We start from the raw sequence: 26,662 nt of genomic DNA on the forward strand, positions 1-26,662 counted from the left end.
TATAGGAATGTTAAAATTTCCTTTTATCCGACGATATCGTTGACGCGTATTCTAACCATTTCAACTAGTCGATTTCTTTTTATTCTTTGTTTTATTCTATTTATTAAACTAGGTTTGTATCGTTTAATCTCTTCAAAAATCCTAGCTGAATTTTGATTATCTATATAGGGAAAGATTGTTTTTGCATGTGCGCTCACATCGCTTAAAAGATAACTTTTTTGTTTCATTTGTAAAATCAAAGATTTTGCATCAAAACAGCGAATTTCTTGTAACTCTTCATTAAGATCAAGATAACTTCCTTGCATTTGTTGATATTTTTCTATGTCAAATTGGAAAAATATTGTTGGTATTCCTTGATACAAGGCCTCCCAATAAATGCTGGAATAATCCGTTATTAAGCATTCACTCTCAGAAAGAAGTTTGTTTAGCGGAACATCCCCCATTGGAATAATACGTAGGTTTTTATGTGCAGAAACATCAAACAATTGAATATATTCTGCTAATTTAGGATGAATATAAAAAACAATGGTGTATCCTTCAATTTCTAAGAATTTTAGTAGTTCGCGATTTGATAGCAATTGAGAATATTGTTGAAAAAAATCTGATTTAATGAATTCTTCTTGGGTTAGATCCTCTAACCAAGTTCTCCAAGTTGGCATAATTAAAAATTGTTTTTTCTTTATCAAATTACCTTTATTTTTTTGTAACTCATCCCATCTAGCTAACCCTGTTACCACAATATTTTGAGGAGTATATTCTAAATATTTTTGAACTATTTTTTTCTCCCACTCTGCGGAAGTAATAAAAAGCTCTGCTTGATTATTCGAACGTGTTGCATTAAATGTATTATCAAGTTTCTTAAGACCTAAAACACCATGTTGAAGAAAGACATATCTTTTTTTATCTAGAATGGGTTTGATTGGTCCTGTTTGTACACGCCAAGCATATCCATGTCCCTTAGATTCCGAAGCAACAACTCTTTTAGCTATAAGTAGCAAAAATAAATGTTTCACGCTCATAAAATCAACTCGACGTCGATGATAGTGATTTAACTTGTTATACTCTGGTGACTCTTTTTTTATTACAAAATAGGCACGTTGACTAGTTTTTTCTTGTAAATAGTTGAAAAAATAATACGAATTATCTTGTGCTGTATTTGAGTATTTTTCATGAATCAGCCAAATATCGTTCCCTAAAAAAAAGAGTCCTATAGTATGAGCCAAGATATAAGCAATCCATTCATTTTGTTTGTATTTTTTCGTCTCATATTCGCTAAAAGGACGAAAATTAAGACTGATTGCATACTTCATTGTTTGATATGGATACACTATGTTATCATCTATTTTTGACTGATACCTTCCCGAAAAGTACTGTAATTTTAAATATAAAAAGAATGACTTATTGATTATTCTACAATCATAGCTTTCTTTCTCACCTTTGCATTCTAAATATAAATCCCAGTAATAATACTCCCAGTCATATGCAGCTAGATCAATTGAAAAGACAAGCTTTTTTCCAGTTTTCTTTATTGGTTGTAATTGATAGGCAGCTGTTAAAGTTCCTCTGTGTTGGATTTTTAACAAATAGGCAAATCCTTCACGATATTCTATTGGAATCTTAACTTCTAAAATCAATGATTGCTTTTTCTTCAAAGCTAACAATTTAGCCTTCTTATGGTAACGGAATTCATTCATTTTAACTGGTGGTTGTATTGTAAATGATAACGATGTTTTTTGAGAGGCATAGATCATTGCTTCACGAGTAGCATCTCTATATAAAAAATCAAGATATTTATTTTTTTTTGTATGAATTTTAGCTAGTAAAAATTCGTATTTTTTGCCTTCAGTTTCAAGATAAAAATGGTACCTACCAAGTTCATTTACTTGACCAATTAAGTCAAGATTATTTATAACTACGGTTGTTATTCCTGCCGTTTGACTTCTAGAATAAGGAAGCTTTTCATACAGTTTTCCAGCCTTTGAGCGGACATTTATCGTAAACTCATTTTGATTCAACTCGAAAAATGAAAATTTCAATTGCTGATTTTCAATCAAACAGTCAAATATGGGTAATCTATTTTCTTGTAGAATCTGTTGTTCAGTGAACCAATTATGCGTCCTTAATTCTAATATTGTCATGTTCATATCAACTAATTTAACTACTGAGTTATCTTTAATGTCTACCGGTAATTCTCGATCGACTTCAATTTGAAAAATAAACTCATCTGCTAATAGCATTCTCGTTACGTTGACAATCTGGAAATTTTCTTGATTGATTTGTAATGAGTAATTTTCCGAGAAAACGTCAAGAAGCGAGGTGTCTTTCAAACTACCTCGCAAGTTGTTATTATTCAGTAAGATAAATGAGCATTCGTATTTCAAAAAAACACCTCTTTTCAACTTTACAACATTAATTAAATTACTACTTATTCAAGTCTTTCTTTATTTGTGTAGTTGAAATCTCAGGTGTTCTTGGTAAATAGAAAACTTCAGCTGTTGTTTCTGTTTCCAGAAAATCAAATTTACCTGCCCAGTCGTCTCCCATCACAAAAGTATCAATATGATATTCTTTGATGTCCGATGCTTTTTGACTCCAGCCGTTTTCTGGAATTACCAAGTCAACGTACCGTACAGCTTCTAGTAACTGTTTCCTTTTTTCATAAGAAAAATAGCATTTTTTTTGCTTTTGCTCCCAGTTAAATTCGTCTGTTGATAAAGCTACGACTAGATAATCTCCTTGTTCTTTAGCTCTCTTTAATAAATTGATATGACCATAATGTAATAAATCAAATGTTCCATAAGTAATTACTCGTTTCATTTTGTTCCTCCTAAAATTTTCGTTATTAATTTCTCAGTCGCATCAATATCATCAATACAAAAACGTTGATAAAATGCACGATAGTCTCTATTAGTTGTAAAAGATGTTGAATTAATTGCATGGATTTCAGAAATAAGGTCTGCACGTTTCTGAATAATTGGTCCTGGCAATTGATTCAACACCCCCTCATAAAATCCTCTAATTTCCTGTCCGTAAGAATCTAAATCATACATATAGAAAATCATTGGCTTTTTCGTTAAGGCAAAGTCAAACATGACAGAAGAATAGTCCGTAATCAACAGGTCTGCAATCAAATATAAATGACTGATATCTTCGTAACTAGAAACATCTATTACGCGATTCCCATATTGCTTAGGATCAAATTGTTCTGCCACTAAGTAATGTAGCCTAGTCAAAATAATCGTGTCTGATTCTTGTTCTAAAATTTCAGTGAAAGGAAATTGATTATCAAACTTGTAAGCACCTTTTTTTATAAATTGGTTATCTCGCCAAGTAGGTGCATAGAGGATAACTTTTTGATTTTCAGCAATAGTTAACTTTTTTCTGATTTGTTTGATCTTTTCACTATTATCAGGTAACAGAAGAATATCATTCCTTGGATAACCGATTTCTAGGATCTCCCCTTCATATGCAAATGCACTTCGAAAAATTTCCGTACTGTATGCATTAGGTGAAATCAAATAATCCCAACGGGCCGCTTCGTTTTTAAAATTTTCCCGATACTTATTTGTATCCGTTCCTGGCATCGTTACATTTTTGATATCTAAGCCTAATCTTTTTAACGGTGTTCCATGCCATGTTTGAACATACATATTTTTACCTTTAACCATCCACCCAGGCATCCTAGTATTGAAAAACCAATATTTTGATCTTGGCATTGTTAGTAGCCACTTCAAGCCCATCCGTCTGACATAAGGAACATCATTTTCAATAAAAGGGGCTTCAAAGCCTTTCTTTACCGCCCAAATACAGGTGTATTCCGGATAATTTTCCCGAATATATTCATAAATAGCACGTGGGTTGTCACTATATTGTTTGCCATGAAAACTTTCAAAAAAAATTAGTTTTTCTTTCGGATGTTTATTAAGGAGAGAAAAAACTTTTTTCACCCATCGATGATAAATTATTTCAAGATTTCTTCGCACTATACTCACTCATGTCTCCACTCTTTTATCTCTTTTTTGATTTCTACATCTAGTTGTTGCACCTTGTTTTCCATTTTGGCGTCCCTATGTCGCACAATCGAATACAAATACTTCGGAATCTGCACCAAACGATCATAACGCTTCATCGAAAGCGAACGATAGAGCCATTCAAGATTGTTGTCTAAATAAAATTTTGGTGCCCGCTTGACTGCTCCTGCAAGGACATCAAAAGTACCACCAACATCTAGAAAAACTTTGGCATTCAATTGATCTACGTTTCTTTCCAAAAAGATTTCTTGCTTAGGTGAACCCAAAGCGACAAAGAGAAAGGTACAGTTTGCTTGATTGATTTTTTTAATCACTTCTTCTGTATTTCTACTTGTGTAGCCATGAAGTGTACCTGCTACTTCAATATTCGGATATTTTTCTTGAATATTTCGTGCAGCTTGATTCACAACATCCTTTTTCGCTCCATATAAGAAAATCCGGTAGCCAAATTGATTCGCAAACTGCAAACTTCTTTCCATCACTTCAATACCAGTTATCCGTTCACGAATATTTCCTCGTAACATTTTAGAAGCCTTAACCACGCCAATTCCGTCAGCAATTCGATGTGTTGCCCGTTCTAAATAAGCCTTTACCTCTGGATACTGATAAGCTTGCAATGTAATTTGAGGATTAACACTTGTGATTAACATTTTTTTGTTTGCAGCTAGATATTTGGGGATGTCCTCCACAATTGTTTGATAGGTCAAATTATCAACAGGGACTCCACTTATGTATTCTGTCCTACTCTTCTTTTCCACCAATCTCACCCAGTTCCTTTTTCACTAACGCCATTATCTTTCCAACAGTTTTGCCATTTTCATATTGATTCCATAACAGTTTTGCTTGTTTTACCCCTTGTTCATTTGCTTCATATGAATAGGTCTGAATTGTTTGCCCCAACAATTCCTGATTCTTCACGACTGGTCCAGGTGCCCACTCAAGAAAATCATTTTGAATTCCTGGATTTTTTTTATATTTATCAAAATCAGGACAGAAAAAAATAATTTTTGACTGTTCCTGTATAGTAAGATACTCAAAAGTACTTGCCGAGTAGTCCGTAATCAATAGTTTGACATTTGGATAACTTTTCATAATATTTTGGTTCCACCAATGTACATTTTTAGGTAATACCCAATTTTCTTGCTGAATTGTCGGATGCAGATGTACATAAAATTGTTCCTCAGGTAGTTTAGAAAATGTAGCTAATACTTGACTAAGAATTTGCTCCATATCTTTTTTTTCTGGACGATACGTTGGTGCATATAAAATAAATTTTTTTGTTTGTTCAACTGATTCTGCTACTTTTTGAGCTGTTTCTAATCTCAAAGAACCGAACTTTTGAATCACTTTTTGATTTAAACTGTAGCTTTTTTGAAAAACCTCTGCCATCTTATCCGAATTGACTACTACATAATTGAAGGAGTCATAAACTTTTTGAAATCTTTTTTTGTCTTGCCGACTACGTTGTTTCGTCTGTGGATCATCCCAGCCAAATTTTTTGATTGCACCATCAGCATGCCAGACTTGAATGACTACTTGATTTGGCGTCATCACGGCTAACTCAGGAAAGTAGTTATCAACAATAATTACTTTTGCTTGTTTTAATAACGTGAGATTTCTTCCTAAAAAAAGACTTTTGGGCGTAAATGGGCGAACATCGATCCCTTCACTCTTTAACTTTTCCGCATACTCGCGGCACTTGTCTACAAAAAAAACAGTCACCTTTCCTGGATAGTTCAAGTGAAGCTGCTTAATCAAGTCGCCTTCATTAAACGAAAAACTCATAATGTACACAATCGTCGAGGTCAATTTTCTCTTAGGCCAAAGCATTGCAGCGGTCATATATCCATTTTTCAATATATTCATCACTGAACTACTCCTTCCCAACCTAACAATTTTGTCACCTAATCAACATTTTCTATCCTAGTTTATACACAAAATGCACACAAACTAATCGACAAAAAATCAATTTTCGGTCTATAAAAAGGCAATATTTGATCTAATTATACAGAATAATATAAAGAATTTAAAGGTGATTCGTCATGTGTAATACTCGAGAAATACTTACGTAATAATAATTTAATATTATAGTCTTATTTGTAAAGTCCCGCTTTTTAATTACCGTTATTTATTAGTTGATAAAACCATCAATCTACAGCTATATTGTATTTTTAATGACTAAATAAAAAACAATATCTTTCAACTTCGTAAAATGCAGCTTAATTGATATTATTTAAAAAAACAAACATCTAACCACGAATCAAAAGACCTCACGCCTTTTTTCTCAGTAGTTAGATGTTTGCTTAATTGACTGATTCAAATTTATTTATTTAACTTTTCCCATAAAGCTGGTGCTTGGTCTGGGCTCCAAACGGAAATCGAAGTATGTTCTTGTAAACATTTATATTGATGTCCTTGATGAGTCACAATATCCCCAATATGATAAGTCACGCCAACTTTCCATTCACCTACTTGACCACTGTCAGATGTTGTCGTTCCTGTCACTTGCTGACTAAAATCAGATAGACCAACTCGATTTACCGCTTTGATCTGATACATGTACGTTGTTTCTGGTGTTAGATTTTGATCCGTGAATTGATTATCAGTTGTCGTTGCCACTTTTTTATTTTCACGATAAATCTCATAGGTGGTTACTTCTTCTTCTGGTGCATTGTTGTCCCATGCTAAAGTTAAACTATTTGCTGTAGCTTTGCTAATTTCTACATTTGTTGGTGCAGATGGCTTGTTTAACTCGGATGCCTCTTTTGTAATCACATCTAGCTTAGTTGAGTGCGCAGATTGGTTATTTGACGTATCTACTGCTACGACTGTATAGCTATAGTTTGTTGCTGCTGATAAACCAGTGTGCACAAAATTTGTTGTTTTACTTGTGCCAACTAACTGATTGTTTTCATAAATAGTGTAATGATCTACTTTGACATTATCAGTAGACGCTTTCCAAGATAATGAAACACTGTTTGAGGTCGCAGATGCTGTTAAATTGGTTGGAACAGATGGTTTCTCTGTATCAGGTACCTGTTCTTCAAATAATCCTTGATACGCATGTGCAAATGATTCATTGTAACCAATTCCTGCTGAATTTTTTCCTTCGTCCCAGTTAACACTCCAAGTCATGATTCCTTTTAAAGGCGTCCCTTTTGCCGCTAGTTTTTCAAATACTTGATAGACAACATTCGGATCTTTGACATAACCATTTGCTGCTGCATCTTGGTTTGCTGGAAGTCCTAAAGCTAATTTATTGGCTGGGATATGAATGAAGCCATTATTTCCTTTATCAAATGCATCTGAGATTCCATATAAAAATTCAAACTTTTTGCTATCATTGTTTTGAGCAATCCACTCTGAGCCAACGCTAATACCATCTCCTGCTTGATTATAAAGCTGTGGAGCAATAAAGTCATAATCGTTTTCCAAGGCAGTAATGTAAGGGACATATTTCCCTGCTGTTCTTAAGTATGGGAATTCTGGAGCCATTGAAATAATAAAGTGTTTATTTTGTTGTTCATAATGGTTGCGCACAATTTTTAACGCTGCTGGGATTACTTTCGCATTATCACCTGCCGCTACAGCCGTTTGTTCCAAATCAATATCTAATCCATCAAAGCCATAAGTATCGACCAAGCGAATAATTTCATTTGCAAAAGCTTGTTCTTGTCCAGTTGAAAGTTCAATATGTGAATCTGCGCCACCTAATGATAAAAGAACCGCACGATCTTGTGCATTTAAGGTTGCCACTTGGTTTCGGAATGCTTGATCACTCATATTATACGGTTTGAAAGTTGGAATTCCCTCACCCTTCATAAACGCAACCGAAATGACATTGTAAAAAGGATTGATTTGTTCTAATTGGATATCAGCGGGGACTCCGCCCACATAACCTGCCCCCATTTCTCCAGGCCAGTTATGATAATAACCAACTGAAATTTGCTTGTTCGCAATACTTGGCATTTCATCTGCGGTATCCGCAGCAACACCATTAGCACAGCCAAGTAATCCTCCCATGATACTAATTGAAAATAACAATAATTTTTTTTGCATTCTTTTCCCTCCAACACTTATTTTATTTAAAAAGCCTCCTCAATTATAAACAGCCTCCTGTAAAAAAGATTTTTTTGTACGCTATTGCAACAAAATATCCTTAAAACAAAAGGGTGTTCACACTTTTTAATAAAAAGGCAGCACAAAAGAAGACTTTCTTCATTCGAATTGGAGTGTGTTATCTTAAACTAGAAATAAAATAACAAAAGGAGTGTTGAAGATGTCAGAACATGCTTTTTTGATCCGGAAGTTAAGGAAAGAACGTGGCTTTACTCAGGAGCAGTTGACCATGGGAATTTCCCAACGAGGAACACTCGCTGCTTTCGAATCTCGTGGAACAAAAATCAGTTTTGAGCTTTTGATTAATTATTTAGAAAAAATGAATGTGACCTTAGAGGAATACGAATTTTTACTAAACGAGGGTTCGCTGTCGCCAAAGCAAAAATTAACCAATTATTTTCTTACGACTCCTGGACTCACTTCTGCACAAGAAGACGAATTACTAAAAGAATATGAAAAAACCGGAAATATTTTTTACCGTTTACTTTACGCCCAACGAAAAATCATCCTTAATCATTTGGAAAACAAAGCAACCACTCCTGAGGTGAAAAAAGAAATACAACTGATTATGAACTATTTAGAACATATTGATACCTGGGGGCGTTTTGAGCTTTCAATCTTTTCAAGATGTCTTTTTATTTTTAAAACAGATTATATCGTACGTTCCTTCTATCATAGCGTCACTAAAATGGGGATTTATCAAGATACAACTGTCCAGCAAAACTTATTAGCCAATTTTATTTTAAATGGCGTCAGACTGTCTTTTACTCGTTCATCAGCTACTTTAAGAACTCTTTTTCTTACTGAACTAAAAAAACTAGCAGAATTACATACAAATAGCTTAAATATAGCTTATTATAAAATTTTTTCTGCCTTGGATCGTTTAGCTCAAGGCGATCAAAGCGCAATTGCCGAAATCGATCAAGGAATTCATTTTTTTGATTGGTTAGGTCTAACAGCAATGACGGACTTCATCATTCGATTGAAGACAACTTATAGTTGATTAAATAATTTTTGTTGCAATAACATACAAAATAATTTTTCAAAACTGTTCCATTTTATACTACTTGTTGTTGAAATAACTGAGTTTTATTTCAAACAGATTATTTATTTTGGAGGGTTTCAAGATGAAAAAGAGTACACTGCTAGGGTTAAGTTTCGTTTTAGTTGCGACTGGGTTGACTGCATTAACAACTGTTTCTGTTGATGCACATGGGTATGTCAAAGAACCAGCCAGTCGTGGTTATCAAGGCTTTTTAGACAAAAATCAGCTAGGTTGGAGTGCCGCGCATGATAAATATGGTGCTGTAATTGATGACCCACAATCACTGGAAGGAAAAAAAGGGTTCCCACAAGCTGGACCTGCTGATGGGCACATCGCTTCAGCTGATGGTGTATTGGGTGATTATACTTTAGACAAACAAACAGCTGATCGTTGGACCAAACATACAGTATTCACCGGTAAAAATAATTTTTCTTGGACATTTACTGCCGACCATGCAACAACAAAATGGCATTACTATATTACGAAAAATGGTTGGGATCAAAACAAACCATTAACTCGCGATGAATTACAATTAATTGATACAATCGATCACGATGGTGATGTTGCTTCAACAGATAAAACTCATGAGGTAACAATTCCTACAGATCATCTAGGCTACCACGTGGTTTTAGCCGTTTGGGATATTGATGACACACCAAATGCGTTTTACAATGTAATTGATGTAAACGTCAAACAAGGAAATCGCTTGACTAATTTAGCACAATAAAAAGAAAGGCTGAGGCAAAACGCGCATGCGCTTTGTCTCAGCCTCTTTTTTATTTATGAAAAGTTTTAACTCATGACAGTTACTTTTACTTGACGACGTCCCCAAGCAACGCATTTCTCAACCGTTGTAAAGTGAACATCAATAATATTTCCTTTGATTGCTCCACCTGTATCAGCGGCAATTGCTACACCATAGCCTTCAACATTTACGATTGAATTCAGTGGAATCACGCTTGGATCAACGGCAATTGCTTGTGGATTGTCATACAAATCTAACCCACTTGCAGTGATATGTCCTGAACCGGGTTCTGAATAAGAATATGCCGTAGATTCCATCATGCGAGTAGCACCTGACGTTGGTACTTCCTCTTTTGATGTGTCTTCTTTTGGCTTTTCGTTTGACTCTTCTTTGGCTGGCTCAGTTTCCTTCTCTGCGTTTTCTGCTGCCAATTTTTGGGCTTCTTCTTTTGCTTGTTGTGCTTCTTCTTTTGCTTTTTCAGCCTGTTTTTGTGCTTCTTCTTTTGCTTGTTTTTCAGCAGCCTCTTTTTTCGCGTTTTCTGTAGCAATTCGCGTTTTTTCAGCTTCTTTATTCTTAGCAATTTCGCTAAGCGTCACTTGATTATCTGTTAGTTTTTGTTTTAAAGAATCAACTTTTTCATTCAAAGAGTCCGCTTCGACTTCTAGGGAAACTTGATTATCCTTTAATGAAGTTTGTGTATCCTCTAATTTTTGATTGAGATCAACTAACTTTTGTCTTTGATTATCTAAGCTAGCAATTTTATCTTTTTCTGCTTGATGAAGAACACGAACAGCGTATGCACGATTGATAAATTCGGCCACAGTTTCAGCGTCTAAAAGTGCTTGTAAATTTCGCTCGTTTGAACCATTGATTTGAACATCTTTTAGTCGTTGTGCAACGGCTTCTTTGCGTTTCTCAATCGTTGCTTCGGTCTCCTTGATTTCTTGTTTTGATTGATCAATCGTTTTTTTGTTTTGAACAATCTCTTGTTTTATTTTTTCAACTTCTTGATACTTTTCATTAACATCATTCAATGCCACTTGTACTTCGACACTGATTTCTTCACCCTGACGTTTTGCAACTTGTTCTTTTTCATTTAAAGAATCAAGAGATTCTGCTTGAGTCACTAAGGGTAGTGCTAAATTTGCTGACAATAAGACAGCAAGCATAACTAAGGCTTTTTTTGCCTTCACGAACTCCAACACCTTTCTCCTAAAATACCAACTCTTACATTATACAAATGATTATTACAATTCATATGTCAGAAATATTACAATTTATTACAAATATAATTCGTTCACATCCATTTTTGATTAACTGTTAGCTAAAATAAAAAAGCAATTGAACTTTTTTTCGTTCAATTGCTTTATTTTTGAGCAAATTTGCTAGTTATTTTTTTTTGCGCAATTCTTTTACTAATTGGCGAATTTCATTGACATCTTTTCCTTCTTTCAATGACAATTGTGGGAAATTCTTTAAGAAGCGTCGTTGCGTATAATTCAAACGTGGCAAATAATCATTGGTTTTCGTCGATTCTTTAAATGCTTGTAACCAATCACCAGCAGCTTTTTTCTCTGGTTTTGAGACAATTCCCTTGCCAAAAACTGTGCCAGAAGTTTTTTGTCGTTCTTCCCATTCGTCTTTGGTTTTTTCAAAGACTTCTTGCAAGTTTGCTTTTTGTTCATTAATTGCTTTCTGTAAATCTGTGACTGCTTTTTGGAAACTTTGTAAATTCGCTAATGTGTAACCAAGATCCATCATAATTAGCCCAATCAAAAGAACTGGCAAGTAAAAACTAAAGTGTTCCGCCAAAAATCGTTCCAAAATCAAAATATGCGGATGGATTACTTTCACGATCAAGACACAGCCCACACCCCAGAAAAGTGAAACTGGTAAAGCAACTCTTCCATTGATATTCAATGGAACATCATGGTAATCCCACCAAGTGGCATGAAATAATTTTTCTAAGCCAAAGCTAGTCAGGTACTCCAAAATCGTGACCAGAACAGTTGATAAAACATACAGTAAAACAAGGTTCGATTGGAATGGTTCAATAAAATACAATACCCCTAAAATCCCAAAACCATAGATTGGCGTAATTGGACCAACTAAGAATCCTCGATACACGAAATGTTTGGCTTTAATGGAACAGTAAACTGTTTCCCATAACCAACCGACAAATGAATAAATAAAAAATAGCAATACTACACGGATAAATTCGGTCATAAGTGCCTCCTTTTTCTTTTTATTGTATCAATAAGCTGGAAAAATGAAAAGAAACTCTAATGAAAGAGCTTGCTGGCTTTTCATTCCAAATTTCATAAGCTACAATGTGTAATGTACTTATCGTTTTTCTTTCTACTATAAATATAGAAAATTTTACTACTTAGGAGGAATCATATGATTCAATTATTGCGTTATGCAAAAGACTATCGTAAGCAAATCATTTTGGGACCCTTTTTCAAATTTCTTGAAGCAGTTTTTGAATTAATTCTCCCTTTATTGATGGCTTCGTTGATTGATAACGGACTTAGAAAAAATGATACAGGTGTAGTCATTCAAATGGGTATTTGGATGGTTGTCATGTCAATTATCGGACTGATTTGTGCTATTATTTGTCAATACTATTCCTCAGTTGCTTCGCAAGGTTTCGGTACGGAGTTACGTAACCAACTCATGAAAAAAATCAATACACTTTCCCACAGCGAGCTAAATCATTTTGGAACAGATACCTTGATTACCCGAATGACCAATGATATCAATCAATTGCAACTAGCTTTAGCGATGGTTATCCGGCTATTGATCCGCGCGCCATTTTTAAGCATTGGTTCTGTCGTGATGGCCTTTATCATTGATTGGCAAATTGGCTTGTTCTTTTTACTCTTTTTACCCATTTTTGCGGTAATCTTGTATTTCATTATTAAAAAAACAATTCCTCTTTACCAAAAAGTACAAGAAAAATTAGATCACTTAAACGAAATCGTTAGTCAGAATCTTAGTGGCGTTCGTGTCATTCGCGCCTTTGGTCGAACAAAGACAGAGGTTAAAACCTTTGACGAAAGTACCGATGATCTGGCAAAAAATTATTTGCTCGTTTCAAATATTTCTGCACTTTTGACCCCTGCCACAACATTAATAATGAATGTAGGCATTATTTGCCTGTTGACAGTTGGTGGAATCAAAGTCAATATTGGCGGACTACAGCAAGGACAAGTGTTAGCGTTAATCAATTATATGAACCAAATGTTGTTAGCTTTGATTGTTGTTTCTAATTTAGTCGTGATTTTTACCCGTGCTGAAGCTTCAGGAAAACGTGTCAAAGAAGTCTTGACCATGGAAAATTCAATCCAAGAAATGCCAGACGCAAGCACACCTGCGCTTGACAGTCAGATAATCCTTGAATTTAAGCACGTTGATTTCCGCTATACACCAGCTTCTGGTTTGTCTTTGGAAAACATCAATTTTCAAGTGAGAAAAAATGCGATTGTCGGCATCATTGGACCCACTGGTAGTGGTAAAACAACTCTGACTCAGCTCATTCCTCGTTTCTACGATGTAAGTAATGGTGAGATTCTCGTTGACGAGCTAGATGTCCGACAATGGGAAATGGAAAAATTGCGAGCGCAAATTGCCATGGTTCCTCAAACAGCTGTGCTTTTCACTGGCTCCATCCGAGACAACTTGCATTGGGGCAAAACGAATGCCACAGATGAAGAATGTTGGGAAGCTTTAACAATTGCACAAGCTGACGATTTTGTTCGTCAACTTCCTGATGGTTTGGACACCAGAGTTATGGAAAACGGGAAAAACTTTTCTGGTGGTCAAAAACAACGTTTGACCATCGCACGTGCTTTGATTGCAAAACCAGCGTTACTAATTCTTGACGATTCATTAAGTGCACTTGACTATCAAACAGATTTGAATTTACGCAAAGCTTTGAAAACTTCCCTTGATTGTACCGTACTGATTATTTCTCAACGAGTTCGTTCAATCCAAGAAGCAGAAACTATTTTAGTCATGGATCAAGGACGGATTGTCGCTCAAGGAACAAATGCTGAACTGTTGCGTACATCAAAAGAATACCAAGAAATCGTGGCATCGCAGGAGGAGGAATAAAATGAAACAAAAAAAATTCTCAATGCAGTTATTCAAACGATTTATCCCCTACCTGATGGCTTATCCTAAAGAAATTACTTTAGCGATTTTCTTTGGTTTGCTGAACGGTATCGCGACCGTCGTCATGACGTTACAAATTGGCCAAAGTATTGATCTGATGATTGGTATCGGACGGGTTCAATTTCAAGAACTCTTTCATTTATTGTTACTCTTTGGTGGTGTAGTACTCGTCAATGTTCTTAGTCAGTGGTTGATTCAAGTCTTAAGTAACCGGCTTGCTTATCTCTCGGTAGCGGCGCTGAGAAAAGATGCTTTTGAACGATTGAACCGTTTGCCTCTTCGCTATTATGACCAAACAGCACACGGAAATATCGTCAGTCGTTTTACCAATGATATGGATAACATTTCTATCGCCATTGCAGCAGCCTTCAATCAATTATTTTCTGGCGTTGCGATCATCATTTTATCTTTTATCTTTATGATTCATTTGAGTCCGTTGCTAACAGTTGTCGTTTTATGTGCCACCCCGATTATCTTTTTAGTCAGTTTTCTGGTCGCACGTTCTTCCCAAAACGACTTTAATCAACAGCAAAAAATTATTGGTGACATTTCCGGATTTGTGACTGAACGTATTGGAAATCAAAAAATCGTAAAAGCTTTTCAACAAGAAACAGCTAGTCAACAGGCATTTGAAACATTGAATCAAGAACTTTACGTCAAGGGACAGCGTGCTCAATTTTCTTCTTCTTTGACAAATCCTTCTTCCCGTTTTGTCGATCATTTAGCTTATCTGTCAATTGGTTTAGTTGGCGGCTTGCTTGCTTTACGAAGCGGGTCAGCAATTACCGTTGGTGTTATTTCCAGTTTTACCATCTATTCGAGTCAATTTTCTAAGCCTTTTATCGAATTATCTGGAATCACTACGCAAATTCAAACGGCCTTTGCTGGATTGGATCGAGCGTTCGAGTTGATTGATCAGCCCGAAGAGACACCTGACGCCCCTAATGCGTTTGCTTTGGATCCCAACACAATCAAAGGAGAAGTCGTTTTTGAACACGTTTCGTTTTCATATGATCCAAATCAGCGTTTGATTGAAGACTTTAATTTCAAAGCAAAACCTGGGCAAACAATTGCAATCGTCGGAAAAACAGGTGCCGGGAAATCAACGCTGGTCAATCTTTTAATGCGATTTTATGATACCACTAGCGGAAGGATTCTGATTGATGGTCACAATCTCCGTGACATCAAACGAACGACTTTGCGCAAAAGCTTTGGTATGGTTTTACAAGACACTTGGCTATTTGACAGTTCCTTACGTGCGAACCTTCGCTATGGCAATCCAAGTGCTAGTGATGAGGAAATCAATGAAGCATTAAAAGCTGCCTATATGTATGAATTTGTCGAGCGACTACCAGAAAAACTTTCAACCAAAATCGGTGGTCAAGGACTAAAAATTTCCGATGGTCAGCGACAACTATTAACGATTGCACGAACGATGATTAGTAACCCGCCCATGCTGATTTTAGATGAAGCAACTAGTTCTGTTGATACGCTAACCGAAAAGAAAATCCAACAAGCCTTCTTGACAATGATGGAAGGGAAAACCAGCTTTGTAATTGCGCACCGACTTTCCACTATTAAAAATGCGGACCAAATTCTGGTCATGGATCATGGTGAAATCGTTGAAATGGGTACACATGATGAATTATTAAAAAAAGCTGGTTACTACAGTCAGCTTTATCAAGCACAATTTACACATCAATAAAAAAACAGGCAATCTTCTGGGATGGGAAGATTGCCTGTTTTTTTATTTTTATTTCGTGCGAACTGTTAGACTTTGCAAAATCTTTTTATAAGGAATACTTCGTCCAACATAGTAAATTGCAATTGATTGAAGCGGGATCCAAATAACTGTTTTCAACAATCGTGGTGCCCAAACGACCCAACTAAACAGTGGGACATGATACATCAAAGCTAGCCAAAGTGGCGTCAAAATCAAATTGATAATCAACGTGACACTCAGTGTTGCTAAGATAGCATTTTTCCAAGTAATTTCTTTTCTATAGAAAAAGAAGCCGTAAATCGCACCTTCGATAAAAGCATTCAAGGTAAACCCAATAAAGAATGCTGATTTTGAAAATAATGCCATTCCGACAAGGTCAGCTAACACTGATCCAATACCAGACCAAAAAGGGCCAAATAAAATCCCCATGATGACCTGTGGAATAAATGTTACACTGAGTTTGATAAAAGGTGTTTCGATAGATATTAGTCGTGATAAAGTAACCATTAAGGCAATCAACAGCCCCATGATCGCTATCATCCGTGCGTCTAATCGATTTTTTTTCATTTTAGCATCTCCTTTAAGAGCTGCTACACAATAATATGCAGCGAATGCGAAAATAAAACCGCGAATAAGTTCCCTTATCCTTCGTCCAGGTGGCAACATCCCATCCTCCCAGCACTTAACGCTTTATTTCCTACTCTGATTTTATTTTGGGAAACAATTCCCTCACAAAATATAACATAATTATCATTGACTAGCAAACAGGAAAACTGAATGTTACTATGATTTCCGTCTTTTATGTTCGCTATTCAACAACTTCCATTAGTATTTATTCATATTATTGGATAAAATACCGAAAATTCATTCATGTTCCGTTGAAATCGCTTCTTTTTCCATTTCATGAACGACCGTCCGAAAATCTAAATATCCTGCTGCTAATCCACGCAGTAAAACTTCAGCTGTGCCAATATTGGTGGCCAAAGGAATCTCGTATACATCTGATAAACGAATCAACGCTGTTACGTCTGGTTCGTGTGGTTGCGCTGCCAGTGGATCTCTCAAGAAAATGACTAAATCAATTTCGTCTTCCGAGATCATTGCCCCAATTTGTTGGTCGCCTCCCAACGGACCTGATTTAAAACGATGAACTGGCAAATTAGTTGCCTCTTGAATTCGTAAACCTGTCGTCCCAGTTGCATAAAGCTCGTGTTTCGCTAAAATCGTTTGATAAGCTGTCGCTAATTTAATCATCAATGGTTTCTTTCGATCATGTGCAATCAAAGCAATTTTCATCAGTCACACTTCCTTTCTTTTCTTTAGTGTAACAAACTTAGGAAACCGTTTAAATTTTTTGTTACCATTTTTTTGATTTTCTTTGCTTCTTCGTCACTCTGACCAAAAAACAGACAAATTCTTGTTCATTCTGCCGTTGTCACAGGTTAGCGCTTTCATTTATACTTTAGTCAAATAAAACTTATAGAAAGTGTGGAATTTACTATGGTAGAAATGGCGTTGACACATGTTTATAAAAAATACGATAATGCAGAAAATTATTCAGTTACTGATTTTAATCTAAATATTCAAGATCGTGAATTTATTGTTTTTGTTGGACCATCTGGATGTGGGAAATCAACTACTTTACGTATGATTGCTGGTTTAGAAGATATTACGGAAGGCGAATTAAAAATTGGCGAAAAAGTCATGAATGATGTAGCTCCAAAAGATCGTGATATCGCAATGGTTTTCCAAAACTACGCTCTTTATCCTCATATGACTGTTTTTGATAATATGGCATTTGGTTTGAAATTGAGAAAATATGACAAAGCTGAAATCAAAAATCGGGTTGAAAATGCGGCAGAAATTTTAGGTCTAACCGAATACCTATCTCGTAAACCAGCTGCATTATCTGGTGGACAACGTCAACGTGTTGCTTTAGGTCGTGCAATCGTTCGTGATGCCAAAGTCTTCTTGATGGATGAACCTTTATCAAACTTAGATGCTAAATTACGTGTAGCAATGCGTGCAGAAATTGCTAAATTACACCAACGTTTAGAAACAACAACAATCTACGTTACCCATGACCAAACAGAAGCGATGACAATGGCAGATCGAATCGTTATTATGAAAGACGGATTTATTCAACAAATTGGTTCACCAAAAGAAGTTTATGACACACCAGTGAATGTTTTCGTTGCTGGATTTATTGGTTCACCTGCAATGAACTTCTTCAATGTAACGCTAAATGACGGTGTGATTACTGATGGTCACGGATTAAGACTTCGCATTCCAGAAGGAAAAAATAAAATCTTAGTAGAAAAAGGCTACAACGGCAAAGAAGTCATCTTCGGTATTCGTCCTGAAGACATCCATAGCGAACAAATTGCTTTAGATGCTTCACCAGAAGCAGTCGTTCATTCTGAAGTTGTGGTTTCAGAATTACTAGGTGCAGAAACAATGCTTTACACAAAAACTGGCTCAACTGAATTTATTTCAAAAGTCGATGCACGTGATTTCCACAAACCAGGCGAGATGATTGACCTTGCTTTCAATATCAATAAAGGACATTTCTTCGATAAAGAAACAGAAGATGTGATTACCTTACCTTAATTTTAATTGATGCCCCCTTTTTAAGAGCTGTACCGCAACCAACGGTGCAGTTCTTTTTTTGCAATACTAGGGCCTTGTTCGATTACAAAAAAAAATAAAAGAGCTTGGGACAAACGCGTTCAGCTCTAAAAAAGAAAAACAGTTTGGAAATAGCTCTGCCTATTTTTGAAATTATTCGGCTTGTTTTTCGAGAAATTTACTTTTTGAACATCATTTGTTCGTAAAAAAGTGTCTGGAACATTCATCAAAATGATGATTTTCCAGACACTCGTTTGCTTATTTTAAAACATCATATTCATTCCATAATTCATGGCACTGGAAGATAAGTTTCTTAAACCGAAATAATACGTTGCAGTAGCTGATGTTGTATCAGCGATTGAAGCTGGTGTCCCGTACACTTCCCAATATTGGATTTGCGCGCCATTTTGATTTACAATCATTGCTCTCGGACTCCAATCACTATTATGATTAGTAGTTAGGTAAGTATATCGAGTGTTTCCTGCAATCGTAAAGTTGTAGCCTGTTACATCACCGCTTAAAAGCTGTACATCATGATAGATAAAAGGTGTTACACCTGGGATTTCCTTATCTAGTAAGACGAGCTTATTCTCATTAATCACATATCTACCTTCAGAAGTCGTACAAAGAATGTCAGTCAAGTCAGACTCACGCTCATCTATGTAAATTTTCCCCAATTCTGGTGCCACATCGTTAGTAATTTCAGCAGCTTGTGCTGGCTGACCAAACAGTAACATTCCAAACGTAACCAAGCCCAGACAAACAAATTTTTTCATTTCTAAACACTCCTTTTTTATTTTTCCCAAATCACCCGTTGCTCTTTTGCTGTACTTGGGGGATCTGCGGTATTATCGTCAATCAAGATAATCTTTTTAGGGATATCCATGTACTCGGTATCCCTAACATACTGTGCAGCAACAAAACTCAATTTTGGAAAATAGTTGGTCGGAAAAGGTTCACCTTTATACACTTTATTTTGTGAAAGATGAATATACGCAGCTCCCGTATTATTATCAAAATGAAAAACCCATCCCGGTTCTTTCCAGCCTTCACGTAATTTTACATTTGCAGTTATTTCAGGAACTTGATATTTATTATCTTTACCGTAAGGGATTTCTTTGACCGTAACATCCATGATATCCGTCAAAGGAATAATATACTCGACCGGTTCTTTTTGTACTTTTTCTTTTTTTGTACTCTGATTCGCCGTATTCAGAAAAAATAAGCCAATCAACAGTGCGCAGATGAAGCAAGCCAAAAAGCCAAATCCAAAATATTTTTGTTTCTGATTCAAAGAACCCATTGTTTTTATTGTCTGATTGTTGTCAATTGTCTCTTCTTCATCTTTAATTAAATAATCGACTGTTACTCCATATAATTTACTTAAAGTAATCAGGAAAGAAAGATCAGGATATGTTCTCGACACTTCCCAGCTTGAAACAGTGGAGCGTGCAACATTCAATATTTTGGCAATATCTTCTTGCGTATACTCATTCTTTAGACGTTCTTCTTTCAGTTTGTCTCCTAGACTCATTTTTGTTCCCTCCATTAAATAGTTGTCTCAATCAGACTAACGGAAGTTGTTAACCAAGTTAAGACAAAATTCATAGCTAGTAGGCTTGCTACAAAACATATCGTAGCTATTTGGTGCTTTTTTACATAGCAAACGAACTAAATGACTAATCAGGAAGATAATTGAGCATATAAATAACAATATTATATAGCCATTAAACAACAATATGTACGCCAACCACGCCAAATAAAAGTTATTTTTATTCCAACCACCTCTTTATTCAATCGTACGATTTTATTTATCAGGCACCTTCAGTTACACTATGTCACAAAAAGATAGCGCTTTCAATAAGTTTTTTTATTATTTTTAATTTTGGGTACGCATCTTAGACTTTCTATTTTAAAATTTGTTTTTTTTAGAAAAAATATTTTTCGAAAATTCATTTTAAAAGAACAATCAAAAATATTTTCCCATTAAATCGCTCACTTTTTTTGACAGCTCTTCTCTAGATGCCCTAAGTTAATTGATTGCTAATGTAAAAAAAAGTGAGTGCTCCTGCATTCCCTTTCAATACTTTTATTCTAAAGTAAAAGGCTTACTCTACCTTTTTTACTTATTAATTATTTTCAAAAAGCGCTCTACCATATTTTTACTAACTTTCCCACCAGTGAACCGCTCGATTTGACGGAAGGGCATATTGATAATAAGGTACATATTATTTGACCAAATCAGATTTTTTTTGCTTGCAACGAATAGCTAAACAACTTTTCACAGTAAAGTTAGGAGTTGATTTGCCGCATTAGAAAATACTCGATTTTTTTTCCAAACAATATTTATTGTGGCATATAAGCTTGGACTTAGAGGGACAAACTGAAGATCTGTTCCCTCTGTATTAATGATTCCTTCAATACATAAAGCACTTGCAACGTCTTCTTTCACCATCACTGATGCATTATAAAGTAAGTTATAGGTACCCACAATATTTAAATTCTGAAGATTCGTTCCAAACCATTCGGCTAATTGATTGTCTACGGATGATTGATTTGAAATCAGTAAGGGTATTTCTTTTAACTCCTCGGCTAATACGAATTCCTGTTTCGATAATGGGTTTTTATTATTTAGAAGTATGCCCCAGCGATCTTTTTGAGGTAATTGTTTATACTCGTACTTTTGTTTGGAAACCGGATCAATAACCAGACCAAAGTCTAATAATCCTTTATCTAATTTATCCAATACATCATCAGCATTTCCACTATATATTTCTACTTTAATGTCTGGATGATCAGTAATTAATTTGTGTACAAGACCAGCAATAACTCCAAATGCTTCCGTTTCTCCTCCGCCAATTGTGATTTTCCCACTGACAACGGATTGATTTGTAAGATTCGAAATCGTTAAGTCAACTAGAGTCATTATTTCTTGTCCTCTGTTTTGCAAGTAAATGCCGTCCTCAGTTAACGTGATTTCGCGGCTCCCACGTTCAAAAAGTTTGATACCTAATTCCTGTTCTAATTCCTTTAATTGCTTTGATAAGGTTGGCTGTGTGACATGTAAAGTTTTCGCAGCTTTGCTGATTGTTTTTTCCCTTGCAACAGTCAAAAAGTAATTTAGTACTCGTAGTTCCATCCAATTCCTCCTATAACGAAAAGTTATACTGCCCTATTCTATATAAGTATTTTTCATTATCAGTATAGCGAAGTACACTAAATGTAGCAAAAAAATCGGAGGTATTTTCATGGAAAGGTTACTTGAGTTGATTCAGTATATAGAAATTCTGCCTAATTCACCACTGTTTAAGCAAATTCATAGCATAAAAAAACAAAATGAACGTCCATTAGTTGAATTGAATCTCGACTACCGAACAAACGAAGAAATATTAGCATGGCTAGAGCCTGTATTAGGTAAAAAAATTGACTCTTCAGTTACTATTTCTCAACCATTTTATAGCGATTTTGGGCGCCACATTTCATTAGGAAAAAATATTTTTATCAATCAGAATGTAACGCTTGTTGACTTAGGTGGGATTACAATAGAAGATCATGTTTTAATTGGACCAAATAGTCAAATCATTACAGTTAATCATTTGACTGATCCTAAAAATCGTCGCGGGTTGATAACCAAACCGGTAGTAATTAAACAAAATGCGTGGTTAGGCTCTGGGGTGACAGTCCTGCCTGGAGTGACAATTGGAAAAAATGTGATTGTCGCAGCTAACTCAACTGTAACGAAAGATGTACCAAGTGATGTGATCGTTGCAGGCACTCCTGCTAAAATAATCAAATCTATAGAATAAGATACTTCAAATTAAAAAAGTTCAATGAAATAAATAATTAATTGGAAACCATACGTTCAAAAAGGAACTAATTTTATTTAATAGGAGGAATTAATATGACTATCAAAAATAAAGTTGTAGTGATTACAGGTGCTTCTTCTGGTATTGGCGAATCTACTGCTAAATTACTTGCCATCAAGGGCGCAAAAGTGGTCTTGGCTGCCAGACGTGAAGAAAAGTTAAAAGAAATCGTACATGATATCCAAAATGCTGGTGGCAATGCAGTTTATCACGTAATGGACGTAACTAATTTGGATGAAAATCACAAATTAATCGAATTTACCAAAGAAAATTACGGAAAAATTGATGTCATTTTTTTAAATGCTGGAATCATGCCCAACTCTCCACTATCGGCTCTGAAAGTCGATGAGTGGAATCAAATGATAGATATCAATTTGAAAGGTGTATTAAATGGCTTAGCAGCAGTCCTTCCCACATTCATTGGACAAAAAAGTGGTCACGTAATCACAACTTCTTCCGTAGCAGGAATAAAAGCCTATCCAGGTGGCGCTGTTTATGGAGCAACTAAGTGGGCAGTCAAAGATCTGATGGAAGTTTTACGAATGGAGTCAGCTCAAGAAGGGACAAATATCCGAACCGCGACCATCTACCCCGCTGCAATTAATACTGAGCTACTTGATACAATCACAGATAAAGATTCTTTAGAGGGCATGACAGCTCTTTACAAAAAACACGGGATAGCTCCTGAACGAATTGCCAACATTGTTGCTTTTGCAATAGATCAACCCGAAGATGTCAATATAAATGAATTTACGGTTGGACCCACAAATCAACCATGGTAAGCAAAATAGGTAATCTAAAACAAAATCTGTTTTAGGTTACCTATTTTTTACTAATGTATTTGAAAAATTCAACAATAACTAAATCTAATCAATTTTTCTCATTCAATTATTTTTAGCCAAGCTTCTCCATCTTCCTCGCCTGTTCTTTCGCTGCAGTAAATACAGGAATATCAAAATATTTGCTCAACGTGCCCGCAACAAAGTAAGCAATATTGTAGTCAACCAAACTGTGAATCAATCCACCGATTCCCATCAAAATAAATACTGTGTAGAAATAACCTTCTGAATAATACGTATCAGGCATATTACCCATAAAGTAAAAAGCACTCACAACCAACATTTCGGCAATTGAATGGATAACCCCAATGACAAAATTAAAGCCTTGAAATTTCCAGTTTGCTAGCGTAAATTTTCCATCCTTCAAGACGATTCCAGGTTTCTTTTGCAAATACCAAGCACCAACTACTGCAAAAATAATGTGTGACAATGCTCTTAATGCAATAATGACTGGTGTCGATAAAAAGAACCCAAACGTTGTTCCTAAAGCGACAGCAACAGCTACCCCTGGTGAAAAAAACATTGCTAAGAATAATGGCACATGCGAAGCTAAGGTAAAAGATGCTGGTGGAATCATGATTTTTGGCATAACTAAAGGAATGATGATTCCCATCCCAATCAGCAGTGCAGAAATAGTTAAGTGACGAACAGAATTTTTTTTCATTTTTTCTCTCCTTATGTGTCTTGACACATTGATGTTGTTTATTGTACTGATATTCCATGTATCTGTCAAGACACTTAAAGAAGTTGCCAACAATCTTCGACAAATTCTTTTTTTACTCACTTAGTTGGATCGTATAAATGCTTTTCAAATTGGATATGTCTGTCAGCTCATCAATTTTATTATAGAGCCACCAAGTCATTCTTCTTTTCCAATTAAAATAATTGTGTTGCTAACTTACTTCAAAAGCATCCTTTCGTCATTCGAAAGATGATTTAGAAAGTGACTTAGTTGTGCTACTTTTTTCATCCTATCCCTATTATAAAAGTACGCATTTTCCTCCAAATTTTATCCTACTTGATAAAAAAATCACAGAAAAACGCGAGCATCCTGCTCCGCTTTTCTGTGATAACTATTTTTTGAACAATACTTCTTACCCTTGTTTATTCGCCATCATCGCATTGCTTAATGCAGCAAATTCTTCTAATGACAGTGTTTCCCCACGACGTTTTGGATCAATTTCTGCATCAGCTAAACTTTGAGTCAACCACGCTTTGGTTGCTTCGTCTTTTCCATAAGCGTGTTGCAAATTGTTCCATAATGTTTTGCGACGCAATTGGAATGAGGCTTTCGTCAAACGGAAAAATTCTTTTTCATCCGTGACTTCAACAGCTGGTTCTTCTCTGCGTGTCAATTTTAAAATCGCTGAATCAACGTTTGGTTGTGGTACAAAAACTGTTTTAGGAACGATAAATGCTAAGGACGCATCCATATGATATTGCACGGCAATTGAAAGTGAGCCGTAAGCTTTGGTACCAGGCTTTGCAGAAATTCGATCTGCAACTTCTTTTTGCATCATAACAACCATTTCATCCACACGTACGTCCGATTCAAGAAAGTGCATCATGATTGGCGTTGTAATGTAATAGGGAAGATTTGCGACCACTTTTAATGGTAAATCTTCTGTAAAATATTCTTTGACAGCAGCAGCCAAGTCCGTTTTTAAAATATCTTGGTGAACAACCTTAACATTTGGATAACGGTGAAGTGTATCTGCTAATACTGGAATCAAACGATCATCGATTTCAAATGCGACGACTTGATTTCCATTCATGGCTAATTGTTCAGTCAGTGCGCCAATTCCTGGTCCTACTTCAATTACATTTGTTTCATGGTTGATCTCAGCTGTTTCAACGATTTTTCGTAGAATGTTAGGCTCTGTTAAAAAATTTTGTCCTAAACTTTTTTTAAATTGAAATCCATGTTCTTTCAAGATTTCTTTTGTTCGAGAGGGTGTTGCGATCTCACGATATTCAGTCATGTTTTGCCTCCACTTTTTTCATTGCTTGTGTCAATTCTTCTGGTGTAATGCGAAACATTTTCAAGCGTTTCGCTAATTGTTTGCCATTGGTGTAACCAATCCTAAGTTCATCCCCAAGTTTTTCTCTTTTTTCTTTGGCTTGTGCTCCCGCTATTAAACCATAGTCCAAAAGCATCTGTCTAGGGATTTCGTCAAACGCTTCCTCGCTAGGTGTCACAACTTTCTTCAATGCTTCAAGAATGGCTTCATTGCTTGCGTGTTCAACACCTAAGCTACCCTTTTTCTTTGGCTGAGCTTGCTTTCGAGGTAAGAAGGCATGTTTCGCTTGTGGTACGACTTCCATAATTGTTTTACGAATTTTTTCGCCTGAAAAATCTGGGTCTGTAAAAACAATCACCCCTCTTGTTTCTTGTGCATGCTCGATCTGCATCAAAATCGCTTCGTTAATTGCTGAACCAATTGTTTCAATCGTATCGACATTCACGACTTCTTGCAATCGTCTGGTATCGTCTTTTCCTTCAACGACTACAATTTCTTCAATAGTCAATTTACTCATTTTTCTGAAATCCCAAATAAGCGATGTGCATTGTGCCATGTGTGTGTAGCAATTTCTTCAAAAGGTACTTGGCGAAGTTCCGCAATTTTTTCAACCGTATAGCGAGTATACCCAGGTTCATTTCGCTTACCACGATAAGGTACCGGCGCAAGGTAAGGGGCATCCGTTTCTACCAGCATCTTATCTAAAGGAACATTCGTTGCAGCTTCTTGGACATCTAAAGCTTTTTTGAATGTCACAACACCACTAAAGGAAATATGCATACCCAGATCAAGAAAGCGCTGTGCCCACTCATAGTCACCACTAAAACTATGCATGATTCCACCAATATTGTGGACTTTTTCTTCTTTTAAAATCTGGTACGTATCTTCTATCGCATCACGCGTATGGATGCTAATTGGTAAATTCATTTCTTTGGCAATCGCAATTTGACGACGAAAAATTTTTGCTTGAACTTCCTTTGGATCTTCCATCCAATAATAATCCAAACCAATTTCTCCTAATGCCACAACCTTAGGTAACGTCAATCGTTCTTGTAATTGTTGTTCAACTTCTTTGGTATAGCTACCAGCCTCAGTTGGATGCCAGCCAATGATACTATAAATATTTGGGTAGTCTTGACTAAGCTGTAAGGATTTTTCAATCGTTGGTTGATCAAAGCCAACCACAGCCATCTTTGTCACGCCCAGCTCTTTAGCACGCTCAATTGTTTCGGGAATGTCTTCATTAAATTGTTCCGCATTTAAGTGAGTATGAGAATCAAATATCATTCAAATCGCTCCTTTTCTTTCCTACTTTAGCACATAAACGGTTGAGACAGAAGTGGGACGGAAAAAAAGATTTTGAGAGTTTCAGAACTTCAAGTTTCTCATTCTAGCAAACAAGAAATTCTTTTTAGAAACCACTGCTTTTTATTTTATTTTTTCAGGAAACTACCTGATGAACAACAATT

At 35.8% G+C, this 26,662-nt stretch carries 24 protein-coding genes and 1 riboswitch; of the genes, 7 read left to right on the forward strand and 17 right to left on the reverse strand.

What is annotated here, in order from left to right; translation table 11 throughout:
- Positions 1-23: 23 nt before the first annotated feature.
- The 6 genes from IGJ66_RS09615 to IGJ66_RS09640 all read right to left on the reverse strand — a co-directional run bounded on the left by IGJ66_RS09615 (position 24) and on the right by IGJ66_RS09640 (position 8,090).
- Entirely contained in the window at positions 24-2,381 is a 2,358-nt protein-coding gene (locus tag IGJ66_RS09615) for a CDP-glycerol glycerophosphotransferase family protein (protein ID WP_430616546.1), read from the reverse strand.
- 40 nt (positions 2,382-2,421) lie between these two features.
- Positions 2,422-2,817, reverse strand: coding sequence for a glycerol-3-phosphate cytidylyltransferase (gene tagD / locus IGJ66_RS09620; RefSeq protein ID WP_067482535.1), 396 nt, complete (start codon positions 2,815-2,817; stop codon positions 2,422-2,424).
- Positions 2,814-3,992: a CDP-glycerol glycerophosphotransferase family protein gene (locus tag IGJ66_RS09625; RefSeq protein ID WP_270492832.1), complete on the reverse strand. Its 1,179-nt coding sequence runs from the start codon at positions 3,990-3,992 to the stop codon at positions 2,814-2,816. Before IGJ66_RS09625 ends, tagD begins: the two co-directional genes overlap by 4 nt.
- Positions 3,989-4,789, reverse strand: coding sequence for a WecB/TagA/CpsF family glycosyltransferase (locus IGJ66_RS09630; protein WP_082294016.1), 801 nt, complete (start codon positions 4,787-4,789; stop codon positions 3,989-3,991). The genes IGJ66_RS09625 and IGJ66_RS09630 overlap by 4 nt, the downstream gene beginning before the upstream one ends.
- A complete protein-coding gene (locus IGJ66_RS09635) occupies positions 4,773-5,897 on the reverse strand; it encodes a CDP-glycerol glycerophosphotransferase family protein (RefSeq protein ID WP_095803779.1) in 1,125 nt (374 codons plus the stop codon). The genes IGJ66_RS09630 and IGJ66_RS09635 overlap by 17 nt, the downstream gene beginning before the upstream one ends.
- Before the next feature lie 456 nt (positions 5,898-6,353).
- Positions 6,354-8,090, reverse strand: a complete 1,737-nt coding sequence (locus tag IGJ66_RS09640) for a fibronectin type III domain-containing protein (RefSeq protein WP_430616547.1) — start codon at positions 8,088-8,090, stop codon at positions 6,354-6,356.
- A gap of 220 nt (positions 8,091-8,310) precedes the next feature.
- Here IGJ66_RS09640 and IGJ66_RS09645 point away from each other — a divergent pair, with 220 nt between their 5' ends.
- Together IGJ66_RS09645 and IGJ66_RS09650 are read left to right on the forward strand one after the other, a co-directional pair.
- Positions 8,311-9,153, forward strand: coding sequence for a helix-turn-helix domain-containing protein (locus tag IGJ66_RS09645; RefSeq protein WP_430616548.1), 843 nt, complete (start codon positions 8,311-8,313; stop codon positions 9,151-9,153).
- Between the two features lie 124 nt (positions 9,154-9,277).
- Entirely contained in the window at positions 9,278-9,922 is a 645-nt protein-coding gene (locus tag IGJ66_RS09650) for a lytic polysaccharide monooxygenase (protein ID WP_067482545.1), read from the forward strand.
- Between the two features lie 65 nt (positions 9,923-9,987).
- On the opposite strand, the gene IGJ66_RS09655 is transcribed toward IGJ66_RS09650, so the two are convergent.
- Positions 9,988-11,133 carry a 3D domain-containing protein gene (locus IGJ66_RS09655; protein WP_271027421.1) on the reverse strand — a complete coding sequence of 382 codons (1,146 nt, stop codon included), beginning with the start codon at positions 11,131-11,133 and terminating at the stop codon, positions 9,988-9,990.
- A 196-nt stretch (positions 11,134-11,329) separates the two neighbouring features.
- Positions 11,330-12,166 carry a putative ABC transporter permease gene (locus IGJ66_RS09660; RefSeq protein WP_067482547.1) on the reverse strand — a complete coding sequence of 279 codons (837 nt, stop codon included), beginning with the start codon at positions 12,164-12,166 and terminating at the stop codon, positions 11,330-11,332.
- Between the two features lie 174 nt (positions 12,167-12,340).
- Between IGJ66_RS09660 and IGJ66_RS09665 the strand changes: the two genes are divergently transcribed.
- The gene (locus IGJ66_RS09665; RefSeq protein ID WP_430616549.1) at positions 12,341-14,056 is read left to right on the forward strand and encodes an ABC transporter ATP-binding protein; all 1,716 of its coding nucleotides are present in this window, start codon (positions 12,341-12,343) and stop codon (positions 14,054-14,056) included.
- Between the two features lies 1 nt (position 14,057).
- Complete coding sequence (locus IGJ66_RS09670) at positions 14,058-15,821, forward strand: ABC transporter ATP-binding protein (protein WP_095803784.1); 1,764 nt, start codon at positions 14,058-14,060, stop codon at positions 15,819-15,821.
- Between the two features lie 48 nt (positions 15,822-15,869).
- Here IGJ66_RS09670 and IGJ66_RS09675 read toward each other — a convergent pair whose 3' ends face one another.
- Positions 15,870-16,406: a folate family ECF transporter S component gene (locus IGJ66_RS09675; RefSeq protein WP_067482553.1), complete on the reverse strand. Its 537-nt coding sequence runs from the start codon at positions 16,404-16,406 to the stop codon at positions 15,870-15,872.
- Between the two features lie 36 nt (positions 16,407-16,442).
- Positions 16,443-16,546, reverse strand: a riboswitch (THF riboswitch).
- Positions 16,547-16,703: 157 nt separating this feature from the next.
- Entirely contained in the window at positions 16,704-17,135 is a 432-nt protein-coding gene (locus tag IGJ66_RS09680) for a methylglyoxal synthase (protein ID WP_067482555.1), read from the reverse strand.
- Positions 17,136-17,339: 204 nt separating this feature from the next.
- On the opposite strand from IGJ66_RS09680, the gene IGJ66_RS09685 reads away from it, so the two are divergent.
- Positions 17,340-18,449: an ABC transporter ATP-binding protein gene (locus tag IGJ66_RS09685; protein WP_067482557.1), complete on the forward strand. Its 1,110-nt coding sequence runs from the start codon at positions 17,340-17,342 to the stop codon at positions 18,447-18,449.
- Between the two features lie 281 nt (positions 18,450-18,730).
- Here the strand turns inward: IGJ66_RS09685 and IGJ66_RS09690 are convergent, their stop codons facing one another.
- The 3 genes from IGJ66_RS09690 to IGJ66_RS09700 all read right to left on the reverse strand — a co-directional run bounded on the left by IGJ66_RS09690 (position 18,731) and on the right by IGJ66_RS09700 (position 21,606).
- Complete coding sequence (locus IGJ66_RS09690) at positions 18,731-19,243, reverse strand: hypothetical protein (RefSeq protein ID WP_430616550.1); 513 nt, start codon at positions 19,241-19,243, stop codon at positions 18,731-18,733.
- A gap of 17 nt (positions 19,244-19,260) precedes the next feature.
- Positions 19,261-20,001: a helix-turn-helix domain-containing protein gene (locus IGJ66_RS09695; protein WP_270344619.1), complete on the reverse strand. Its 741-nt coding sequence runs from the start codon at positions 19,999-20,001 to the stop codon at positions 19,261-19,263.
- A 747-nt stretch (positions 20,002-20,748) separates the two neighbouring features.
- A complete protein-coding gene (locus IGJ66_RS09700; RefSeq protein WP_413126954.1) occupies positions 20,749-21,606 on the reverse strand; it encodes a LysR family transcriptional regulator in 858 nt (285 codons plus the stop codon).
- Between the two features lie 109 nt (positions 21,607-21,715).
- On the opposite strand from IGJ66_RS09700, the gene IGJ66_RS09705 reads away from it, so the two are divergent.
- Together IGJ66_RS09705 and IGJ66_RS09710 are read left to right on the forward strand one after the other, a co-directional pair.
- The gene (locus IGJ66_RS09705) at positions 21,716-22,273 is read left to right on the forward strand and encodes a sugar O-acetyltransferase (RefSeq protein WP_075491683.1); all 558 of its coding nucleotides are present in this window, start codon (positions 21,716-21,718) and stop codon (positions 22,271-22,273) included.
- Positions 22,274-22,368: 95 nt separating this feature from the next.
- Complete coding sequence (locus IGJ66_RS09710; protein ID WP_430616551.1) at positions 22,369-23,115, forward strand: SDR family oxidoreductase; 747 nt, start codon at positions 22,369-22,371, stop codon at positions 23,113-23,115.
- Between the two features lie 112 nt (positions 23,116-23,227).
- Here IGJ66_RS09710 and IGJ66_RS09715 read toward each other — a convergent pair whose 3' ends face one another.
- The 4 genes from IGJ66_RS09715 to IGJ66_RS09730 all read right to left on the reverse strand — a co-directional run bounded on the left by IGJ66_RS09715 (position 23,228) and on the right by IGJ66_RS09730 (position 26,480).
- Positions 23,228-23,836, reverse strand: coding sequence for a hypothetical protein (locus IGJ66_RS09715; RefSeq protein ID WP_067482563.1), 609 nt, complete (start codon positions 23,834-23,836; stop codon positions 23,228-23,230).
- 430 nt (positions 23,837-24,266) lie between these two features.
- Positions 24,267-25,154: a 16S rRNA (adenine(1518)-N(6)/adenine(1519)-N(6))-dimethyltransferase RsmA gene (gene rsmA / locus IGJ66_RS09720; protein ID WP_430616552.1), complete on the reverse strand. Its 888-nt coding sequence runs from the start codon at positions 25,152-25,154 to the stop codon at positions 24,267-24,269.
- Positions 25,147-25,710: a ribonuclease M5 gene (gene rnmV, locus IGJ66_RS09725; RefSeq protein WP_095803786.1), complete on the reverse strand. Its 564-nt coding sequence runs from the start codon at positions 25,708-25,710 to the stop codon at positions 25,147-25,149. Before rnmV ends, rsmA begins: the two co-directional genes overlap by 8 nt.
- Positions 25,707-26,480: a TatD family hydrolase gene (locus IGJ66_RS09730; protein WP_067482569.1), complete on the reverse strand. Its 774-nt coding sequence runs from the start codon at positions 26,478-26,480 to the stop codon at positions 25,707-25,709. Before IGJ66_RS09730 ends, rnmV begins: the two co-directional genes overlap by 4 nt.
- Positions 26,481-26,662 lie beyond the last annotated feature (182 nt).

This window comes from Enterococcus sp. DIV0176 (genome assembly GCF_050528535.1).
Lineage (GTDB): Bacteria > Bacillota > Bacilli > Lactobacillales > Enterococcaceae > Enterococcus_B > Enterococcus_B thailandicus.

Bases quoted from the DNA above. Each gene is read 5' to 3' on its own strand.
- tagD (WP_067482535.1), bottom strand. From the start codon at position 2,817: ATGAAACGAGTAATTACTTATGGAACATTTGATTTATTACATTATGGT.
- IGJ66_RS09635 (WP_095803779.1), bottom strand. From the start codon at position 5,897: ATGAATATATTGAAAAATGGATATATGACCGCTGCAATGCTTTGGCCT.
- IGJ66_RS09640 (WP_430616547.1), bottom strand. From the start codon at position 8,090: ATGCAAAAAAAATTATTGTTATTTTCAATTAGTATCATGGGAGGATTA.
- IGJ66_RS09645 (WP_430616548.1), top strand. From the start codon at position 8,311: ATGTCAGAACATGCTTTTTTGATCCGGAAGTTAAGGAAAGAACGTGGC.
- IGJ66_RS09650 (WP_067482545.1), top strand. From the start codon at position 9,278: ATGAAAAAGAGTACACTGCTAGGGTTAAGTTTCGTTTTAGTTGCGACT.
- IGJ66_RS09660 (WP_067482547.1), bottom strand. From the start codon at position 12,166: ATGACCGAATTTATCCGTGTAGTATTGCTATTTTTTATTTATTCATTT.
- IGJ66_RS09665 (WP_430616549.1), top strand. From the start codon at position 12,341: ATGATTCAATTATTGCGTTATGCAAAAGACTATCGTAAGCAAATCATT.
- IGJ66_RS09670 (WP_095803784.1), top strand. From the start codon at position 14,058: ATGAAACAAAAAAAATTCTCAATGCAGTTATTCAAACGATTTATCCCC.
- IGJ66_RS09675 (WP_067482553.1), bottom strand. From the start codon at position 16,406: ATGAAAAAAAATCGATTAGACGCACGGATGATAGCGATCATGGGGCTG.
- IGJ66_RS09680 (WP_067482555.1), bottom strand. From the start codon at position 17,135: ATGAAAATTGCTTTGATTGCACATGATCGAAAGAAACCATTGATGATT.
- IGJ66_RS09685 (WP_067482557.1), top strand. From the start codon at position 17,340: ATGGTAGAAATGGCGTTGACACATGTTTATAAAAAATACGATAATGCA.
- IGJ66_RS09690 (WP_430616550.1), bottom strand. From the start codon at position 19,243: ATGAAAAAATTTGTTTGTCTGGGCTTGGTTACGTTTGGAATGTTACTG.
- IGJ66_RS09695 (WP_270344619.1), bottom strand. From the start codon at position 20,001: ATGAGTCTAGGAGACAAACTGAAAGAAGAACGTCTAAAGAATGAGTAT.
- IGJ66_RS09700 (WP_413126954.1), bottom strand. From the start codon at position 21,606: ATGGAACTACGAGTACTAAATTACTTTTTGACTGTTGCAAGGGAAAAA.
- IGJ66_RS09705 (WP_075491683.1), top strand. From the start codon at position 21,716: ATGGAAAGGTTACTTGAGTTGATTCAGTATATAGAAATTCTGCCTAAT.
- IGJ66_RS09710 (WP_430616551.1), top strand. From the start codon at position 22,369: ATGACTATCAAAAATAAAGTTGTAGTGATTACAGGTGCTTCTTCTGGT.
- IGJ66_RS09715 (WP_067482563.1), bottom strand. From the start codon at position 23,836: ATGAAAAAAAATTCTGTTCGTCACTTAACTATTTCTGCACTGCTGATT.
- rsmA (WP_430616552.1), bottom strand. From the start codon at position 25,154: ATGACTGAATATCGTGAGATCGCAACACCCTCTCGAACAAAAGAAATC.
- rnmV (WP_095803786.1), bottom strand. From the start codon at position 25,710: ATGAGTAAATTGACTATTGAAGAAATTGTAGTCGTTGAAGGAAAAGAC.
- IGJ66_RS09730 (WP_067482569.1), bottom strand. From the start codon at position 26,480: ATGATATTTGATTCTCATACTCACTTAAATGCGGAACAATTTAATGAA.